General features: G+C 70.0%; 17 protein-coding genes and 3 tRNA genes. 15 read left to right on the top strand and 5 right to left on the bottom strand.

The genetic code is table 11. The features are described from left to right. Nucleotides 1-136 precede the first annotated feature (136 nt). Nucleotides 137-601 (top strand): MscL family protein, encoded by a 465-nt coding sequence (locus VT50_RS04325; RefSeq protein WP_046086823.1) that lies wholly within the window; start codon nt 137-139, stop codon nt 599-601. Here VT50_RS04325 and VT50_RS04320 read toward each other — a convergent pair. Beyond that, entirely contained in the window at nt 598-1,818 is a 1,221-nt protein-coding gene (locus tag VT50_RS04320) for an amidohydrolase family protein (RefSeq protein ID WP_046086824.1), read from the bottom strand. The two genes, VT50_RS04325 and VT50_RS04320, sit on opposite strands and share 4 nt — an antisense overlap. Nucleotides 1,819-2,108: 290 nt before the next feature. Between VT50_RS04320 and VT50_RS04315 the strand changes: the two genes are divergently transcribed. Further along, complete coding sequence (locus tag VT50_RS04315; RefSeq protein WP_046086825.1) at nt 2,109-2,576, top strand: DUF3574 domain-containing protein; 468 nt, start codon at nt 2,109-2,111, stop codon at nt 2,574-2,576. A 27-nt stretch (nt 2,577-2,603) separates the two neighbouring features. Here the strand turns inward: VT50_RS04315 and VT50_RS04310 are convergent, their stop codons facing one another. Both VT50_RS04310 and VT50_RS04305 read right to left on the bottom strand, forming a co-directional pair. Next, the gene (locus VT50_RS04310) at nt 2,604-3,269 is read right to left on the bottom strand and encodes an NAD(P)H-binding protein (RefSeq protein WP_046086826.1); all 666 of its coding nucleotides are present in this window, start codon (nt 3,267-3,269) and stop codon (nt 2,604-2,606) included. A 24-nt stretch (nt 3,270-3,293) separates the two neighbouring features. Then, complete coding sequence (locus VT50_RS04305; RefSeq protein ID WP_046086827.1) at nt 3,294-4,607, bottom strand: amidohydrolase family protein; 1,314 nt, start codon at nt 4,605-4,607, stop codon at nt 3,294-3,296. A gap of 228 nt (nt 4,608-4,835) precedes the next feature. On the opposite strand from VT50_RS04305, the gene VT50_RS04300 reads away from it, so the two are divergent. The 6 genes from VT50_RS04300 to VT50_RS04275 all read left to right on the top strand — a co-directional run bounded on the left by VT50_RS04300 (nt 4,836) and on the right by VT50_RS04275 (nt 7,440). Then, nucleotides 4,836-4,908, top strand: a tRNA-Thr gene (locus VT50_RS04300). Nucleotides 4,909-4,967: 59 nt separating this feature from the next. Next, nucleotides 4,968-5,040, top strand: a tRNA-Met gene (locus tag VT50_RS04295). A gap of 87 nt (nt 5,041-5,127) precedes the next feature. Beyond that, nucleotides 5,128-5,292: a 50S ribosomal protein L33 gene (gene rpmG, locus VT50_RS04290; RefSeq protein ID WP_009715907.1), complete on the top strand. Its 165-nt coding sequence runs from the start codon at nt 5,128-5,130 to the stop codon at nt 5,290-5,292. An 84-nt stretch (nt 5,293-5,376) separates the two neighbouring features. Then, nucleotides 5,377-5,847: a MaoC family dehydratase N-terminal domain-containing protein gene (locus tag VT50_RS04285; protein WP_046086828.1), complete on the top strand. Its 471-nt coding sequence runs from the start codon at nt 5,377-5,379 to the stop codon at nt 5,845-5,847. Continuing rightward, complete coding sequence (locus tag VT50_RS04280; RefSeq protein ID WP_046086829.1) at nt 5,844-6,278, top strand: MaoC family dehydratase; 435 nt, start codon at nt 5,844-5,846, stop codon at nt 6,276-6,278. The genes VT50_RS04285 and VT50_RS04280 overlap by 4 nt, the downstream gene beginning before the upstream one ends. Before the next feature lie 106 nt (nt 6,279-6,384). Then, entirely contained in the window at nt 6,385-7,440 is a 1,056-nt protein-coding gene (locus tag VT50_RS04275; RefSeq protein ID WP_046086830.1) for a UDP-N-acetylmuramate dehydrogenase, read from the top strand. A gap of 34 nt (nt 7,441-7,474) precedes the next feature. Here the strand turns inward: VT50_RS04275 and VT50_RS04270 are convergent, their stop codons facing one another. Next, entirely contained in the window at nt 7,475-8,488 is a 1,014-nt protein-coding gene (locus tag VT50_RS04270; RefSeq protein ID WP_206269337.1) for an adenosine deaminase, read from the bottom strand. A 200-nt stretch (nt 8,489-8,688) separates the two neighbouring features. Next, nucleotides 8,689-9,927: a pyridoxal phosphate-dependent aminotransferase gene (locus VT50_RS04265; protein ID WP_046086832.1), complete on the bottom strand. Its 1,239-nt coding sequence runs from the start codon at nt 9,925-9,927 to the stop codon at nt 8,689-8,691. Between the two features lie 181 nt (nt 9,928-10,108). Here VT50_RS04265 and VT50_RS04260 point away from each other — a divergent pair. From VT50_RS04260 to rplJ, 7 genes are all read left to right on the top strand, one after another. Continuing rightward, nucleotides 10,109-10,181: transfer RNA gene (locus tag VT50_RS04260), tRNA-Trp, on the top strand. A gap of 107 nt (nt 10,182-10,288) precedes the next feature. Further along, complete coding sequence (gene secE, locus VT50_RS04255; protein ID WP_037952862.1) at nt 10,289-10,579, top strand: preprotein translocase subunit SecE; 291 nt, start codon at nt 10,289-10,291, stop codon at nt 10,577-10,579. Nucleotides 10,580-10,663: 84 nt separating this feature from the next. Further along, entirely contained in the window at nt 10,664-11,512 is an 849-nt protein-coding gene (nusG, locus tag VT50_RS04250) for a transcription termination/antitermination protein NusG (protein WP_046086833.1), read from the top strand. A gap of 180 nt (nt 11,513-11,692) precedes the next feature. Continuing rightward, nucleotides 11,693-12,127 carry a 50S ribosomal protein L11 gene (gene rplK, locus VT50_RS04245; RefSeq protein ID WP_046086834.1) on the top strand — a complete coding sequence of 145 codons (435 nt, stop codon included), beginning with the start codon at nt 11,693-11,695 and terminating at the stop codon, nt 12,125-12,127. Nucleotides 12,128-12,222: 95 nt separating this feature from the next. Then, a complete protein-coding gene (rplA, locus tag VT50_RS04240; RefSeq protein ID WP_046086835.1) occupies nt 12,223-12,942 on the top strand; it encodes a 50S ribosomal protein L1 in 720 nt (239 codons plus the stop codon). Nucleotides 12,943-13,098: 156 nt separating this feature from the next. Then, nucleotides 13,099-13,989, top strand: coding sequence for an SCO4651 family lipoprotein (locus VT50_RS04235; protein ID WP_046086836.1), 891 nt, complete (start codon nt 13,099-13,101; stop codon nt 13,987-13,989). 275 nt (nt 13,990-14,264) lie between these two features. Then, nucleotides 14,265-14,828: a 50S ribosomal protein L10 gene (rplJ, locus tag VT50_RS04230; RefSeq protein WP_046086837.1), complete on the top strand. Its 564-nt coding sequence runs from the start codon at nt 14,265-14,267 to the stop codon at nt 14,826-14,828. Nucleotides 14,829-14,908 lie beyond the last annotated feature (80 nt).

Raw genomic sequence — 14,908 nt, 5'->3', positions numbered from 1 at the left:
CAAGGCCGGGCGAAGGGCGTCAATCCTCGCGGCAGGTGCCGCCGTACGGGCGGCCGTCCGTCGTGGCGCGCCATGGGCTCCGTAAGACCGCTCCTAGGGTGGTGATTCCCCCGTATCAGGACAGAGAGGGCGGATCGTGCTCAGGGGCTTCAAGAACTTCCTCATGCGCGGTGATGTCATCGTTGTCGCCGTCGGCCTGGTCACAGCGCTGGCGTTCTCGACGCTGATCAAGGCGTTCACCGACTCCGTGATCAACCCGATCATCGCCCGGCTCCAGGGCGGCAAATCGGTCGGGCTCGGCTGGCAGCTCGGCGAACAGGGGAACAACTCGACCTACCTCAACATCGGGTCGTTGATCTCCGCCCTGATCTACTTCCTCATCTTCATGGGCGTCATCTACTTCCTGATCGTCGTGCCGTACAAGTACACCCAGGCTCGCCGGGGTGTGGAGGCGTTCGGCGAGCCCGGCCCGGTCAAGACCTGCCCGGAGTGCCTCGCCGAGGACATCCCCGAGGCGGCGCGCAAGTGCCGCTACTGCGCTTCGGACCAGCCGCGCACGGGTGAGCCGCCCCAGTCGCCGGAACCGCCGCGCACGGCCTAGCCGCGGCGGTCGAGGTCCAGCTCCAGCATCCGGATCGCGTTGCCGCGGAGGATCTTGTACGTGGTCTCGGGGGAGAGGCCGGCCACATGCTCGGCGGCGATGCGGCGGGTGTGCGGCCAGGTGGAGTCGACGTGGGGGTAGTCGGTCTCGAAGGTGGCGTTGTCCACGCCGACCGTGTCCAGCGAGGCGACCCCGTGCTTGTCGCGGAAGAAGCAGCAGAAGATCTGCCGGTAGTAGTACGTGGACGGCGGCTCGGGGATGAGGTCGCGGACGCCGCCCCAGGCGCGGTGCTCCTCCCAGACGTCGTCGGCGCGCTCCAGGGCGTAGGGGATCCAGCCCATCTGGCCCTCGGCGTAGGCCAGCTTCAGGCGCGGGAAGGCGACCAGGACGCCGCTGAAGAGGAAGTCCATCATCGACGCCATGGCGTTGTTGAAGCTCAGCGAGGCCTGGACGGCCGGTGGGGCGTCGGGGGAGGCGGCGGGCATCTGGGAGGAGGATCCGATGTGCATGCACACGACCGTCCCCGTGGCCTCGCACTCGGCGAAGAACGGGTCCCAGTAGCCGCTGTGGATGCTGGGGAGCCCGAGGTAGGTGGGGATCTCGCTGAAGGTCACCGCGCGGACGCCGCGGGCCGCGTTGCGGCGGACCTCCCGTACGGCGAGGTCGACGTCCCAGAGGGGGATCAGGCAGAGCGGGATGAGGCGGCCGCCGCTGTCGCCGCACCACTCCTCGACCATCCAGTCGTTGTACGCGCGGACGCACGCCAGCCCGACCTCCTTGTCCCTCGCCTCGGCGAAGGTCTGGCCGCAGAAGCGGGGGAAGGTCGGGAAGCACAGTGACGCCTCGACGTGGTTGAGGTCCATGTCGGCGAGCCGGTCCTTGGGGTCCCAGCAGCCGCGGCGCATCTGCTCGCGGGTGATGCCGTCGAGGGTCATCTCGTCGCGCGAGAAGCCGACGGCGGCGATGATCCGCTTGTAGGGGAAGAGGTCGCCCTCGTAGCTCCACCAGTCGGTCAGCTGGCCGTCCGGGTCGGTGGTGAACTTGTACTTGCCGCCGATGTAGGCCAGTTCGCCGATCCCGGCCGTGAGGGGCTTGGGGCCGCGGTCCCGGTACTTGGCCGGGAGCCAGGTCTCGAAGAGGTGTGCGGGCTCGATCACATGGTCATCGACGCTGATGACCAGGGGCAGCTCGGTGGTGCCGTTCGTCTCGCCGGTCATCTCGTCATCTCTCCCCGGTCTCCTCGTGGTGGGCCTGTCCGTTCCCTGCGGTCTGACGGATCTCATGGATCTGACGAGTCGTCAGATTCGGTGGCGGCAGATTAGGGCGGATCGCCTTAACCAACAAGAGAAGGTCCCGTTTCCGCGGGCACCCCGGGCCGCGCGGGGATGTGCGCGTCGCGTCGCGCGGATGCCGCCCCGAGCCGTGCGCGCATGTGTCCCGCGCCGCGCGCCGGTGCGCACCGTAAGGCGCTCTTCCCGAGGGGGCGCGGGGCCGGGACGATCGGGCGATGCCGACCATGAAGCCGCGCGTCCGTCTCGCCGCCGTCGGGGCGGCCTTCGCCCTCGCCGCCGCCACCCCCGTCGCCGCGTACGCCGCGCTGGACGATCCGCCCGCCGCGGCGGGCTCCGGCGCCGCGGGCCGGGGCGCGCCGTACGTCGAGACCCGGCTCTTCTTCGGCACCGAGCGCCCCGACGGCGGGCCGCCCGTCACCGAGAAGCAGTTCCTGGCCTTCGTGGACCGGCAGATCACCCCGCGCTTCCCCGCGGGCCTGACGATCCACGACGGCCGGGGGCAGTGGCGGGACCGGAACGGGACGATCGAGCGGGAGCGCTCGTACGAGGTGGTCCTGCTCTATCCGAAGTCCGAGGCGGGGGCGCAGGACCCGCGGATCGAACGGGTCCGTACGGCGTACGAGCGCCAGTACGCCCAGGAGTCCGTGGCACGGGCCGACGCCCCGGCGCGGGTGGACTTCTGAGGGGCCGGGCCGCGCCGACCCGGCCCCTCACCCCCGCTCGGCGACCGACCCCACCGCGTCCGCCACCGCCGTGTCGCCGTTGACCAGCTCCAGCGTGCGGCCCGCCGTACGGGGCTCGTCCAGGAGGGCGACCAGGACCGCGGCCACATCGTCGCGGGTGATCTCGGCGCGGCCGGTGCGTTCGGCCAGCTTCACCCGGCCCGTGCCCGGTTCGTTCGTCAGCCGTCCCGGGCGCAGCACGGTCCAGTCGAGGCCGCCCCGGGCGCGGATGTCGTCGTCCGCCGCGGCCTTGGCGCGCAGATAGGCGGCGAAGACCGGGTCGGTGTCGGGCGGCGGCTCGTGGGAGGCGCCGGTCGTGGAGACGATCAGGAACCGCCGGGCCCCGGCCCGTTCGGCCGCGTCCGCGAAGAGCACCGCGGACCGGTGGTCGACGGTGTCCTTACGGTCGGCACCGCTGCCGGGGCCCGCTCCGGCCGCGAAGACGGCCGCGTCCGCGCCCTCCAGATGCTTGACCACGTCCTCCAGGGAGACCGACTCCAGGTCGCAGACGACCGGTTCGGTGCCCGACGCCAGCAGGTCGCCGGCCTGCTCCGGCTTGCGGATGATGCCCGCCACTTCGTCTCCGCGCGCGGTGAGCAGCCGCTCCAGCCGCAGCGCGATCTGTCCATGTCCACCAGCGATGACAATGCGCATGATCCCGACCGTACGCCGTGCGGCCTACTGTTGCTCGCCGCCGCTCTGCGGCCGTTGCTCGCCACCGCTCTGCGGCCGTGTCTGCCGGGGCAGATCCAACGCCGCCGCGGCCGCCGAGTCGCAGTACTCCCGCACCGCGCTGGTCCGGGCCACCACCCGCCCCCGGTGCACCACGACCCTGCTGTACCCGAGCGAGAGCACCCCCGCGAGCCCGTCCCCGCGCACCGCTAGCAGCTCCGCCGGGAACCCGGCCTCCACCCGCACCTCGGCCAGCCCCATCGCGGTCCGCGCCCGTGCGCACACCGCCTCGTACGCCTCCTCCGGCCGCGACTCGCCCCCGGACGCCAGCAGAAAGGCGGCCTCCAGGGGATCGCCGCGCCCCACGGGGTTCACCGCGTCCCGCAGCGCACCGCTGCCCGCGGCCACCCGCACGCCCGCGGCGCGCAGCAGCCGCACCGGCGCGCAGACGCGGGTGGGCGCTCCCCGCATGCCCTGGTGCTCCAGCCCGGCGCAGTCGCCCTGGGGGAGACAGACGACGGTCACCCCGGCCGCCGCCAGCCGCTCGGCGATCCTCCCCGCCGCCTCCGCGGGCAGCCGGGACAGCCCGCCGCAGGGGCCGATGGTGACGCCCGGCCGCAGGCCCCCGGCCATCGCCGCGAACCGGGCGAGGCGGGCCGGGTCGTCACCGTCCGTGTGCAGATCGACGGCGCAGCCGTGGCGGGCGGCGAGGTCGAGGACGGCCTCGGCGTGGCCGGTCGGATCCGGGTCGAGGTCGGGGCAGCCGCCGATGACCGACGCCCCCATCCCCACCGCGTCCCGCAACATCGCCAGACCGTCCGCCCCCGCGGCCCCCGTCAGCACCCGGGGCACCGCCACCGCGCTCAGCTCGGTGAGCCCGCGCAGCGCCCGACCCGCCTCCAGGACCGCGTCCAGGGAGCGCAGTCCGTGCACCCCGCCGACGCGGACATGGGTGCGCAGCGCCGTCGCCCCGTGGCCGAGTTGGAGCAGGGCGGCCTCGACGGTGCGGCGCTGGACATCCCCGGGGGCGTACGGGACCGGGCCCGCCATGTCGGCCGTAAGGGCGGTGTCGCAGTGGGCGTGGGGTTCGGCGGGGGCGGGCAGCAGCAGATAGCCGCCGAGGTCCAGCCGGGCACCGGGGAGGAGGCTGCCCGCCGTGCCCACGGCCTCGATCCGTCCGCCGCTGAGCCGGACGTCCACGGTGCGCCCGTCGGCGAGCCGGACGCCGCCGAGCACCAGAGCGGTGGGCTCGCCGGGGGCCGCTCCGCCGCTCCTGGGCGGCCGTTGCGGCTGTTGCGGCTGCTGCTGGCTCTCGGGCATCGCGCTCCTGGGATTCGCGCCGAGCACGCGACGGGTGATGCGCCGGGCACGCGTCGGATGCGTGCGCAGCCAAGATCACGCGGGTGCGAAGCGAAGCCTAGGACGAGGTGGCGGCGGCTTCGCGGAGGAGCCGAATAGTCGTACTGGTGTGGTGCGTGAGTCCGGGGTGACCAGGGGCCGATACGGATTTCACCTTCGGCGGCCGACCGTGTAATGTCTTCATCGCTCGCCCCAATAGCTCAGTCGGCAGAGCGTCTCCATGGTAAGGAGAAGGTCTACGGTTCGATTCCGTATTGGGGCTCTGATGTGTGAGGCTTCCCGTTCCGCTACGCTGGTCGAGCGGGGGGTCGCTCGCATCACAGCGGTGTAGCTCAGTCGGTAGAGCAAGCGGCTCATAATCGCTGTGTCACCGGTTCAAGTCCGGTCACCGCTACTGACAGTAGCCGATTGTGGGGTCGGTCCTTCGATCGGCTACTCTTTCTGCGTTCATCCCCTAATCCGTTCGTCAAGGAGCACTCACGTGGCTGCCACCGACGTCCGCCCGAAGATCACGCTGGCCTGCGTGGAGTGCAAGGAGCGGAACTACATCACCAAGAAGAACCGACGCAACGACCCGGATCGTCTTGAGATCAAGAAGCACTGCCCGCGTTGCAACGCGCACACCGCGCACCGTGAGACGCGATAGCAATAAACTCTCATTCGAGGCCGCCCCCACTCGCGGGGGGCGGCCTCGTTTCGTTGGTAATTCAATCGCAGGAGGTGTGCGCCGATGGCGCTCGACCAGTCCTTCGTGGGGCGGACCTACCCGCCCACCGCCGCGTACGAGGTCGGCCGGGAGAAGATCCGGGAATTCGCCGACTCCCTCGGTGACGCCAATCCGGTCTACACCGACCCCGAGGCGGCCCGGGACCTCGGCTACCCCGATGTGATCGCCCCGCCGACGTTCATCTTCACGATCACCTTCAAGGCGGCCGGGAAGCAGGTGGTCGAGGACCCGCAGCTGGGGCTGGACTACAGCCGGGTGGTCCACGGCGACCAGCGGTTCGAGTACACCCGCCCGGTCCGCGCGGGGGACCGTCTGAAGGTCACCTCGATCATCGACTCGATCAAGTCGCTGGCGGGCAACGACATCCTGTCCGTCCGCGGTGAGGTCCACGACGAGTCGGGTGATCATGTAGCGACGTCGTTCACGACGCTGGTGGCCCGCGCCGCTGACGCACAGGTGGAGGAGAGCAGATGACGGCAAGGATCTCGTATGACGCCGTGGAGGTCGGCACCGAGGTGCCGACGCGCGAGTTCCGGGTGAACCGCGCCGATCTCGTGCGCTACGCGGGCGCCTCGGGCGACTTCAACCCGATCCACTGGAACGAGAAGTTCGCCAAGGAGGTCGGCCTCCCCGACGTCATCGCGCACGGCGCCTACACCATGGCCGAGGCGGCCCGGGTGGTCACCGAGTGGGCCGGGGACCCCGGCGCCCTCGTCGAGTACGGCGTCCGCTTCACCCGGCCCGTCGTGGTCCCCAACGACGACAAGGGCGCGGTCATCGAGATCGGCGCCAAGGTCACCGCCAAGCTGGACGACGAGGCCCGTACGGTGCGCCTCGACATCACGGCGATCAGCGCCGGCCACAAGGTGCTTGGCCGGGCCCGCGCCGTGGTACGGCTCGGCTGAGCCGTCCGAGCCCCTTACGGCCCGCAGGTCCGCCGGCCCCCGGATCCCCCACACCGGGGGCGGCCGCCTCCAGGAGCCCGGGGGGCACCCCCGTACTCTTGAGCGCGTGCAGGAACTCCACGACGCCCCCCTCGCGCCCCTCACCACCTTCCGTCTCGGCGGACCGGCCAACCGGCTGCTCACGGCCACCACCGACGACGAGGTCATCGCCGCGGTCCGGGAGGCCGACGCGGCCGGGACCCCGCTGCTGGTGATCGGCGGCGGCAGCAATCTGGTCATCGCCGACAAGGGCTTCGACGGCACCGCCCTGCACATCGCCACCAGCGGCTTCACCCTCGACGGCAGCCGCCTGGAGCTCGCCGCGGGCGAGAACTGGTCGGCCGCCGTCGCCCGTACGGTCCGCGCCGGGCTCGCGGGCATCGAATGCCTCGCCGGAATCCCCGGCTCCGCGGGCGCGACGCCGATACAGAACGTCGGCGCCTACGGCCAGGAGGTCTCCGCCACGATCACCGAGGTGATCGCCTACGACCGCCGCGCCGACGAGGTCGTCACGATCCCGAACGCCGACTGCGCCTTCTCCTACCGCCACAGCCGCTTCAAGGCCGATCCGGACCGCCATGTGGTGCTCCGGGTCCGCTTCGAACTGGAGGACGCGGGCGGGCTCTCCGCGCCCGTCCGGTATGCCGAGACCGCACGGGTGCTCGGCGTCGAGGTGGGGGACCGGGTGCCGGCCGCCGTCGCCCGCGAGACCGTCCTCGGACTGCGCGCGGGCAAGGGCATGGTGCTCGACCCCGGAGACCACGACACCTGGTCAGCGGGGTCGTTCTTCACCAACCCGGTGCTCGACCGGGACGCCCACGCAGCCTTCCTGGCCCGCGTCGCCGAGCGCCTGGGCCCGGACACCGCACCCCCCGCCTTCCCCGCGGGCGACGGCCTGATCAAGACCTCCGCTGCCTGGCTGATCGACAGGGCGGGCTTCACCAAGGGCTACGGCACTGGCCCGGCCCGGATCTCCACCAAGCACACCCTCGCCCTCACCAACCGGGGCCGGGCCACCACCGAGGACCTGCTGGCGCTGGCCCGCGAGGTGATGGCCGGGGTCGAGGAGGCGTTCGGGATCCGGCTGGTCAACGAGCCGGTGACGGTGGGCGTGAGCATCTGAAGCCCACGAGCAGAGTTGCACGTGCGACTCTGGTTTAGCCCTTCAGCCAGTCGTCGATCTCCGCCAGCATCCGCCGCCTGACCTCCTCCGGCGCGGCCGAGCCGCGCACCGACTGCCGTGCCAGCTCGGCCAGTTCGGCGTCCGTGAAGCCGTGGTGCTCCCGCACCAGGTCGTACTGCGCCGCCAGCCGCGAGCCGAAGAGCAGCGGGTCGTCCGCCCCGAGCGCCATCGGCACCCCCGCGTCGTACAGCGTGCGCAGCGGTACGTCCTCCGGCTTCTCGTAGACGCCGAGCGCCACGTTCGACGCCGGGCACACCTCGCAGGTCACCTGGCGCTCGGCCAGCTTGGCGAGCAGCCGCGGGTCCTCGGCCGCGCGCACCCCGTGGCCGACCCGGGCCGCGCCGAGGTCGTCCAGGCAGTCCCGGACGCTGCCGGGGCCCGACAGCTCGCCGCCGTGCGGCACCGCCAGCAGCCCGCCGTCCCGGGCGATGGCGAAGGCCCGGTCGAAGTCGCGGGCGAATCCGCGCCGTTCGTCGTTGGAGAGGCCGAAGCCGACGACGCCGCGGTCCGCGAAGCGCACCGCGAGCCGGGCCAGGGTGCGGGCCTCCAGCGGATGCTTCATGCGGTTGGCGGCGACCAGGACCCTGATCCCGAGACCGGTGTCGGCGGCGGCGCTCTCGACCGCGTCCAGGATGATCTCCATCGCGGGGATCAGCCCGCCCAGTCGCGGGGCGTACGAGGTGGGGTCCACCTGGATCTCCAGCCACTGGGCCCCGTCCCGCACATCCTCCTGGGCCGCCTCGCGCACCAGCCGCCGAATGTCGTCGGCCTCCCGCAGACAGGAGCGTGCGATGTCGTACAGCCGCTGGAAGCGGAACCAGCCGCGCTCATCGGTGGCACGCAGCTTCGGCGGCTCACCGCCGCTCAGTGCCTCGGGGAGATGGACGCCGTACTTGTCGGCGAGTTCGAGGAGGGTTCCGGGGCGCATGGAGCCGGTGAAGTGGAGATGCAGATGCGCTTTGGGGAGCAGGTGTACATCGCGTGCCATCTGCAGATACTGCCGCACGTCCGGACCCGTCGGGTACCGCTTTCCCCGAACGGGGAGGTGCGCACACGCGCAACGGGCCGGAATCCGCCACCGCGGACTCCGGCCCGTTCCTGCCGTATGGATCACGCATACGAGCCATACGGATCGTGCGTGCGAACCCGTGCGAACCGTACGGTTCGTGCGTACGAGCGCCGGGTGCCTTACGCGCTCGCCTCGCCCAGCAGCTTCTGCAGCCGGGAGACGCCCTCGACAAGGTCCTCGTCGCCCAGCGCATAGGACAGCCGCAGATAACCCGGGGTGCCGAACGCCTCGCCCGGCACCACCGCGACCTCGGCCTCCTCCAGGATGATCTCCGCCAGCTCGACGGTGGTCCGCGGCCGCTTGCCGCGGATCTCCCTGCCGAGCAGCCCCTTGACCGAGGGGTAGGCGTAGAAGGCGCCCTCGGGCTCCGGGCACTCGACGCCGTCGATCTCGTTGAGCATCCGCACGATGGTGCGGCGGCGGCGGTCGAACGCCTCGCGCATCGCGGCCACGGCGTCGAGGCCGCCCGCGACGGCGGTCAGCGCGGCGACCTGGGCGACATTGCTCACATTCGAGGTGGCGTGCGACTGGAGGTTGGTCGCGGCCTTGATGACGTCCTTGGGGCCGATGACCCAGCCCACCCGCCAGCCGGTCATCGCGTACGTCTTGGCTACCCCGTTGACCACGATGCACTTGTCCCGCAGCTCGGGCACCACGACCGGCAGCGAGTGGAACGCCGCGTCGCCGTAGACCAGGTGCTCATAGATCTCGTCGGTCAGCACCCAGAGCCCGTTGTCGGCGGCCCAGCGGCCGATCGCCTCGATCTGCTCACGGCTGTAGACCGCGCCGGTGGGGTTGGAGGGGGAGACGAAGAGCAGCACCTTGGTGTTCTTGGTGCGGGCCGCCTCCAGCTGCTCGACGGAGACGCGGTAGCCGGTCGTCTCGTCGGCGACGACCTCCACCGGGACACCGCCGGCCAGCCGGATCGACTCCGGGTAGGTGGTCCAGTAGGGCGCGGGGACGATGACCTCGTCGCCCGGGTCCAGGATCGCGGCGAACGCCTCGTAGATCGCCTGCTTGCCGCCGTTGGTCACCAGGACCTGGGCCGCCTCGACCTCGTACCCGCTGTCGCGCAGCGTCTTCGCGGCGATCGCGGCCTTGAGCTCGGGGAGGCCGCCGGCCGGGGTGTAGCGGTGGTACTTCGGGTCGTGGCACGCCGCGGCCGCGGCGTCGACGATGTAGTCGGGCGTGGCGAAGTCGGGCTCACCGGCGCCGAAGCCGATCACCGGACGGCCCGCGGCCTTGAGGGCCTTGGCCTTGGCGTCGACGGCGAGGGTCGCGGACTCGGAGATCGAGCCGATCCGGGCCGATACCCGCCGGTCGGTCGGGGACTGTACTGGGGGAGTAGCAGCGGTCATGGATGCATCGTCGCAGACGGGCGAAATGGGTGGCACACGGGTTTGTGGAGAGTTCGCGCGCTTCTCGTTCGACGCCCGGCCGTCAAGCACGTACACTCAACCGTCGTTGGCCGATCAACAGCCGGATCCGACCGCACACTCCGTGCAGCCGGGTGGATGCGGTAGGTTGGGAGTGCCGCGAAGGGTCGTAGCTCAATTGGTAGAGCACTGGTCTCCAAAACCAGCGGTTGGGGGTTCAAGTCCCTCCGGCCCTGCTACACGCACTGTGATGAGGGTGCGTGCATGCGTACGCAAGGACAAGCACCGCTGTGCGGCCGGGCCGGACGCGGCACGGCCACGACCCGGATTCAGGTGAGGACGAGTGACGGAAGCCCTTGGCTCCACCGCGACGCCTGAGAGCGGTCGTCCCGAGGATGAGGAGACGACCAAGCGGGGTCGTCGTGGTGGCAAGCGCGCGAAGAAGGGGCCCTTCGGTCGGCTCGCGCTCTTCTACCGCCAGATCATCGCCGAGCTGCGGAAGGTCGTCTGGCCCACCCGCAGTCAGCTGTCGACGTACACCAGCGTGGTGATCGTTTTCGTCGTCATCATGATCGGCATCGTGACCGTGATTGACTATGGGTTCAACAACGCCATCAAGTACGTCTTTGGCTGAGACCCTCGCGAAAGGCGGCCGCCGTCCCGGCGTCGCCTCTTTCGCACGTTCCACCCCCTTTGAAGCCAGGAAGAAGCAGCCACAGTGTCTGACCCGAACCTGAACGACGCCGCCGAGCCCGTCGAGTCCCGTGAGGACGAGCTCGACATCGTCGAGGCGGCGGACTCCGACCAGGCTGAAGCGGCCGACGCCTCGGCGGGCGTTCCCGCCGAGGAGGACGCGCTGCGCGTCGAGGACCAGGACGCCCCCGAGACCGAGGCGGCCCAGGCGGATGACGCGGTCGAGGCGGTCGAGACCGGGGCCGAGGAGGCCGCGGCCGACCCGGTCGAGGCGCTTCGCGAGGAGCTGCGCGGGCTGCCCGGTGAGTGGTACGTGATCCACACCTACGCGGGCTACGAGAAGCGCGTGAAGGCCAACCTGGAGCAGCGTGCCGTCTCGCTGAACGTCGAGGACTTCATCTACCAGGCCGAGGTCCCCGAGGAAGAGATCGTCCAGATCAAGAACGGCGAGCGCAAGAACGTCCGGCAGAACAAGCTGCCCGGCTATGTGCTCGTCCGCATGGACCTGACGAACGAGTCGTGGGGTGTCGTCCGCAACACCCCGGGCGTCACCGGCTTCGTGGGCAACGCCTACGACCCGTACCCGCTGACCCTGGACGAGATCGTCAAGATGCTCGCCCCCGAGGCCGAGGAGAAGGCCGCCAAGGCCGCCGCCGAGGAGAGCGGTGCGCCGGCGCCGAGCCGCAAGGTCGAGGTCCAGGTGCTGGACTTCGAGGTGGGCGACTCGGTCACGGTCACCGACGGCCCGTTCGCGACCCTGCAGGCGACGATCAACGAGATCAACGCCGACTCGAAGAAGGTCAAGGGCCTGGTGGAGATCTTCGGTCGGGAGACCCCGGTCGAGCTGAGCTTCGACCAGATCCAGAAGAACTGAGTCCACTCAGAGCTGAGTCTCTTCATAAGGACTTCCGACAGGTCAGACGGGCTTTCGCGGCCGGTCTGACCTGCTCGGTTTTAAGGCGCACAGCTATACCCGTTATCGTTGTGCGGTATGCCTCCATCCGGATGATCCGGTTCGGAGGCGAACACCCTCTCACTAGGACCCGGAGAGAGCATGCCTCCCAAGAAGAAGAAGGTCACGGGGCTGATCAAGCTCCAGATCCAGGCCGGCGCCGCGAACCCGGCCCCGCCGGTCGGCCCCGCGCTGGGTCAGCACGGCGTCAACATCATGGAGTTCTGCAAGGCCTACAACGCCGCGACCGAGTCGCAGCGCGGCATGGTCGTGCCGGTGGAGATCACGGTCTACGAGGACCGCTCCTTCACCTTCGTGACCAAGACCCCGCCGGCCGCCAAGCTGATCCTCAAGGCCGCGGGCGTGGAGAAGGGCTCCGGCGAGCCGCACAAGACCAAGGTCGCCAAGATCACCCGCGACCAGGTGCGTGAGATCGCCACCACCAAGATGCCCGACCTGAACGCCAACGACCTGGACGCCGCCGAGAAGATCATCGCCGGCACCGCCCGCTCCATGGGCGTCACGGTCGAGGGCTGACACCCCACCCGCGAGGGCCGACGGCCCCCGCGGCCACCTGTGGCAGGGCCAAGCGCTGGCCCGGACCACGAACTCCACAGACATCAGGAGCAAGAGTGAGCAAGCGCAGCAAGACCCTCCGCGCTGCGGACGCCAAGATCGACCGGGAGCGCGCATACGCCCCGCTCGAGGCCGTCCGGCTGGCGAAGGACACCTCCACCACCAAGTTCGACGCGACCGTCGAGGTCGCCATGCGCCTGGGTGTCGACCCGCGCAAGGCCGACCAGATGGTCCGCGGCACCGTGAACCTGCCGCACGGCACCGGTAAGACCGCCCGGGTCCTGGTCTTCGCGACCGGTGACCGTGCTGCGGCCGCGGAGGCCGCGGGAGCCGACATCGTCGGCTCCGACGAGCTCATCGACGAGGTGTCCAAGGGCCGCCTGGACTTCGACGCCGTCGTCGCCACCCCGGACCTCATGGGCAAGGTCGGCCGCCTCGGCCGGGTGCTCGGTCCGCGTGGTCTGATGCCGAACCCGAAGACCGGCACCGTCACCCCGGACGTGGCCAAGGCCGTCACGGACATCAAGGGCGGCAAGATCGAGTTCCGCGTCGACAAGCACTCGAACCTGCACTTCATCATCGGCAAGCTCTCGTTCGACGAGACCAAGCTGGTGGAGAACTACGCTGCGGCGCTCGAGGAGGTCAACCGTCTCAAGCCGTCCGCCGCGAAGGGCCGTTACATCAAGAAGGCGACCCTGACCACCACGATGGGCCCCGGCATCCCGCTGGACGCCAACCGCACCCGCAACCTGCTGGTCGAGGAGGACGCCGTCTGAGGCGGCTCCTGATCGGCACACCCTGGTGTGCAACCGCCGGGCCCCCGCACCGCGTCGAAGGTGCGGGGGCCCGGCGTCTTTCGCTGTCGGTCCCCTCCGCTAGAGTCGTTCACTCTGCACGAGACGTGACAGAGAAATAAAAACTAGGGGGAAGCCGTGCGCGGTACTCATGTCGGTGCGCGATGGGCGATAGCCGCCGGAAGCCTCGTTCTGACGGTCGGCCTGACCGCGTGCGGGAGCGACAAGTCCGATGACGACAAGGCCGGCGACAAGACCGGCGGCGACAGGTCCGGGCACTCCGCGATGAGCCCGCTGGCGGCGCTCAAGCTCGCCTCGCAGCAGACCGACAAGAAGAACTCGGCCAAGGTCGAGGGCACCACCCAGATGGGCGAGCAGAACTCGCAGATGACCGGCGCCATGGACTGGGCCGACGGCATCCGGGCCAATATGTCCATCACCCAGAAGGGCGGTGCCATCGCCAACTCCCCGATGGCGGGCAAGCCGATGGACGCCAGGTACACCCCGGACGCGATGTTCCTGAACATGGGCGATGAGTTCGCCGCCCAGGCTGGCAGCGGCAAGCACTGGGTGAAGTACGACTACGACGTGCTGGCCCAGAAGGCGGGTCCCTCGGGCGCCTTCCTGAAGGACCAGATGCAGAACAACAACCCGTCGCGCTCGGTGGAGCTGCTGCTCGCCACGGGCAAGGTCAAGAGCGTGGGCAGCGAGGACGTGAAGGGCGTCAAGGCCACCCACTACACGGGCAAGGTCAAGGTCTCCGAGATCGCCAAGATGCAGTCCAAGGAGCTCAGCCAGTCCGACCTGGACGCCCTGCAGAAGCAGCTGGAGTCCTCGGGCATGGACACCGAGACCATCGACCTGTGGGTGGACGGGGACAACCTGCTGGTCAAGAAGCGTGAGCAGGCGCAGAGCAACAGCGGCGCCTATGACTCCACGGTCTTCTACTCGGACTACGGCACCAAGGTGACGGTCACCGAGCCGTCCTCCTCGGACACCGTGGACTTCCAGGACATGCTCCAGCAGTAGGGCCGATTTGCCTGGCCGCGGCCCGTTCGCGTAATCTCCTACCGAAGCCAAAGACCGCTGGTTGTCGCCGTGTCCCGAAAGGGATCCGGTGGCTGAAGGATCCGCTAGCCGCGGGCGACCTGCGTAGGTGACTGAGGTTGCACTCCCGAACGGGCCGTGGGTCCGTGCCGGTCGAGTTACGCCCCGGGCGCCTGCGCCGGGGCGTTTTCGCGTTGTCTCAGTCTCCTTCCTTCAGGCCGAAGCGGTCCTCATCACCCGGAAGGAGGCCGAGGCTCATGGCGAGTCCTGACAAGGTCGCAGCCGTCGACGAGATGCGGGAGAAGTTCCGCAACGCGAACGCGGCCGTGGTGACCGCGTACACCGGACTCACCGTTGCGCAGCTGAAGGAGCTGCGCCGTTCGCTCGGTGAGAACGCTCAGTACCGTGTGGTGAAGAACACGCTGACCAAGATCGCGGCCAACGAGGCCGGGATCAACCAGCTCGACGACCTGTTCTCGGGTTCGTCGGCCGTCGCCTTCGTGACCGGTGACCCGGTCGAGGCGGCGAAGGGTCTCCGTGACTTCGCCAAGGACAACCCCGCTCTCGTGATCAAGGGCGGTGTCCTTGACGGCAAGGCGCTGTCCGCCGACGAGATCAAGAAGCTCGCGGACCTCGAGTCCCGTGAGGTGCTGCTCGCCAGGCTGGCGGGTGCGATGAAGGGCAAGCAGTCCCAGGCTGCCGCGCTCTTCCAGGCCCCGCTGTCGAAGTTCGTCCGGACCGCCGAGGCGCTCCGGCAGAAGCAGGACGAGCAGGGCGGTGCCGACACCCCGGCTCCCGCCGAGGCCGAGGCCGCCGAGTAATCAGGCCCCGGTCGCAGCGGGCCCGGAAGCCCGCCGACATATACATCCGGCACCACCTGCCGAATTAGTGGAAGGACCGC

Source organism: Streptomyces antioxidans (assembly GCF_000968685.2).
In the GTDB taxonomy this organism is placed as follows: domain Bacteria; phylum Actinomycetota; class Actinomycetes; order Streptomycetales; family Streptomycetaceae; genus Streptomyces; species Streptomyces antioxidans.
Note: the sequence above shows the minus strand (reverse complement) of the source record. Positions and strands in the feature narration are given on the sequence as shown.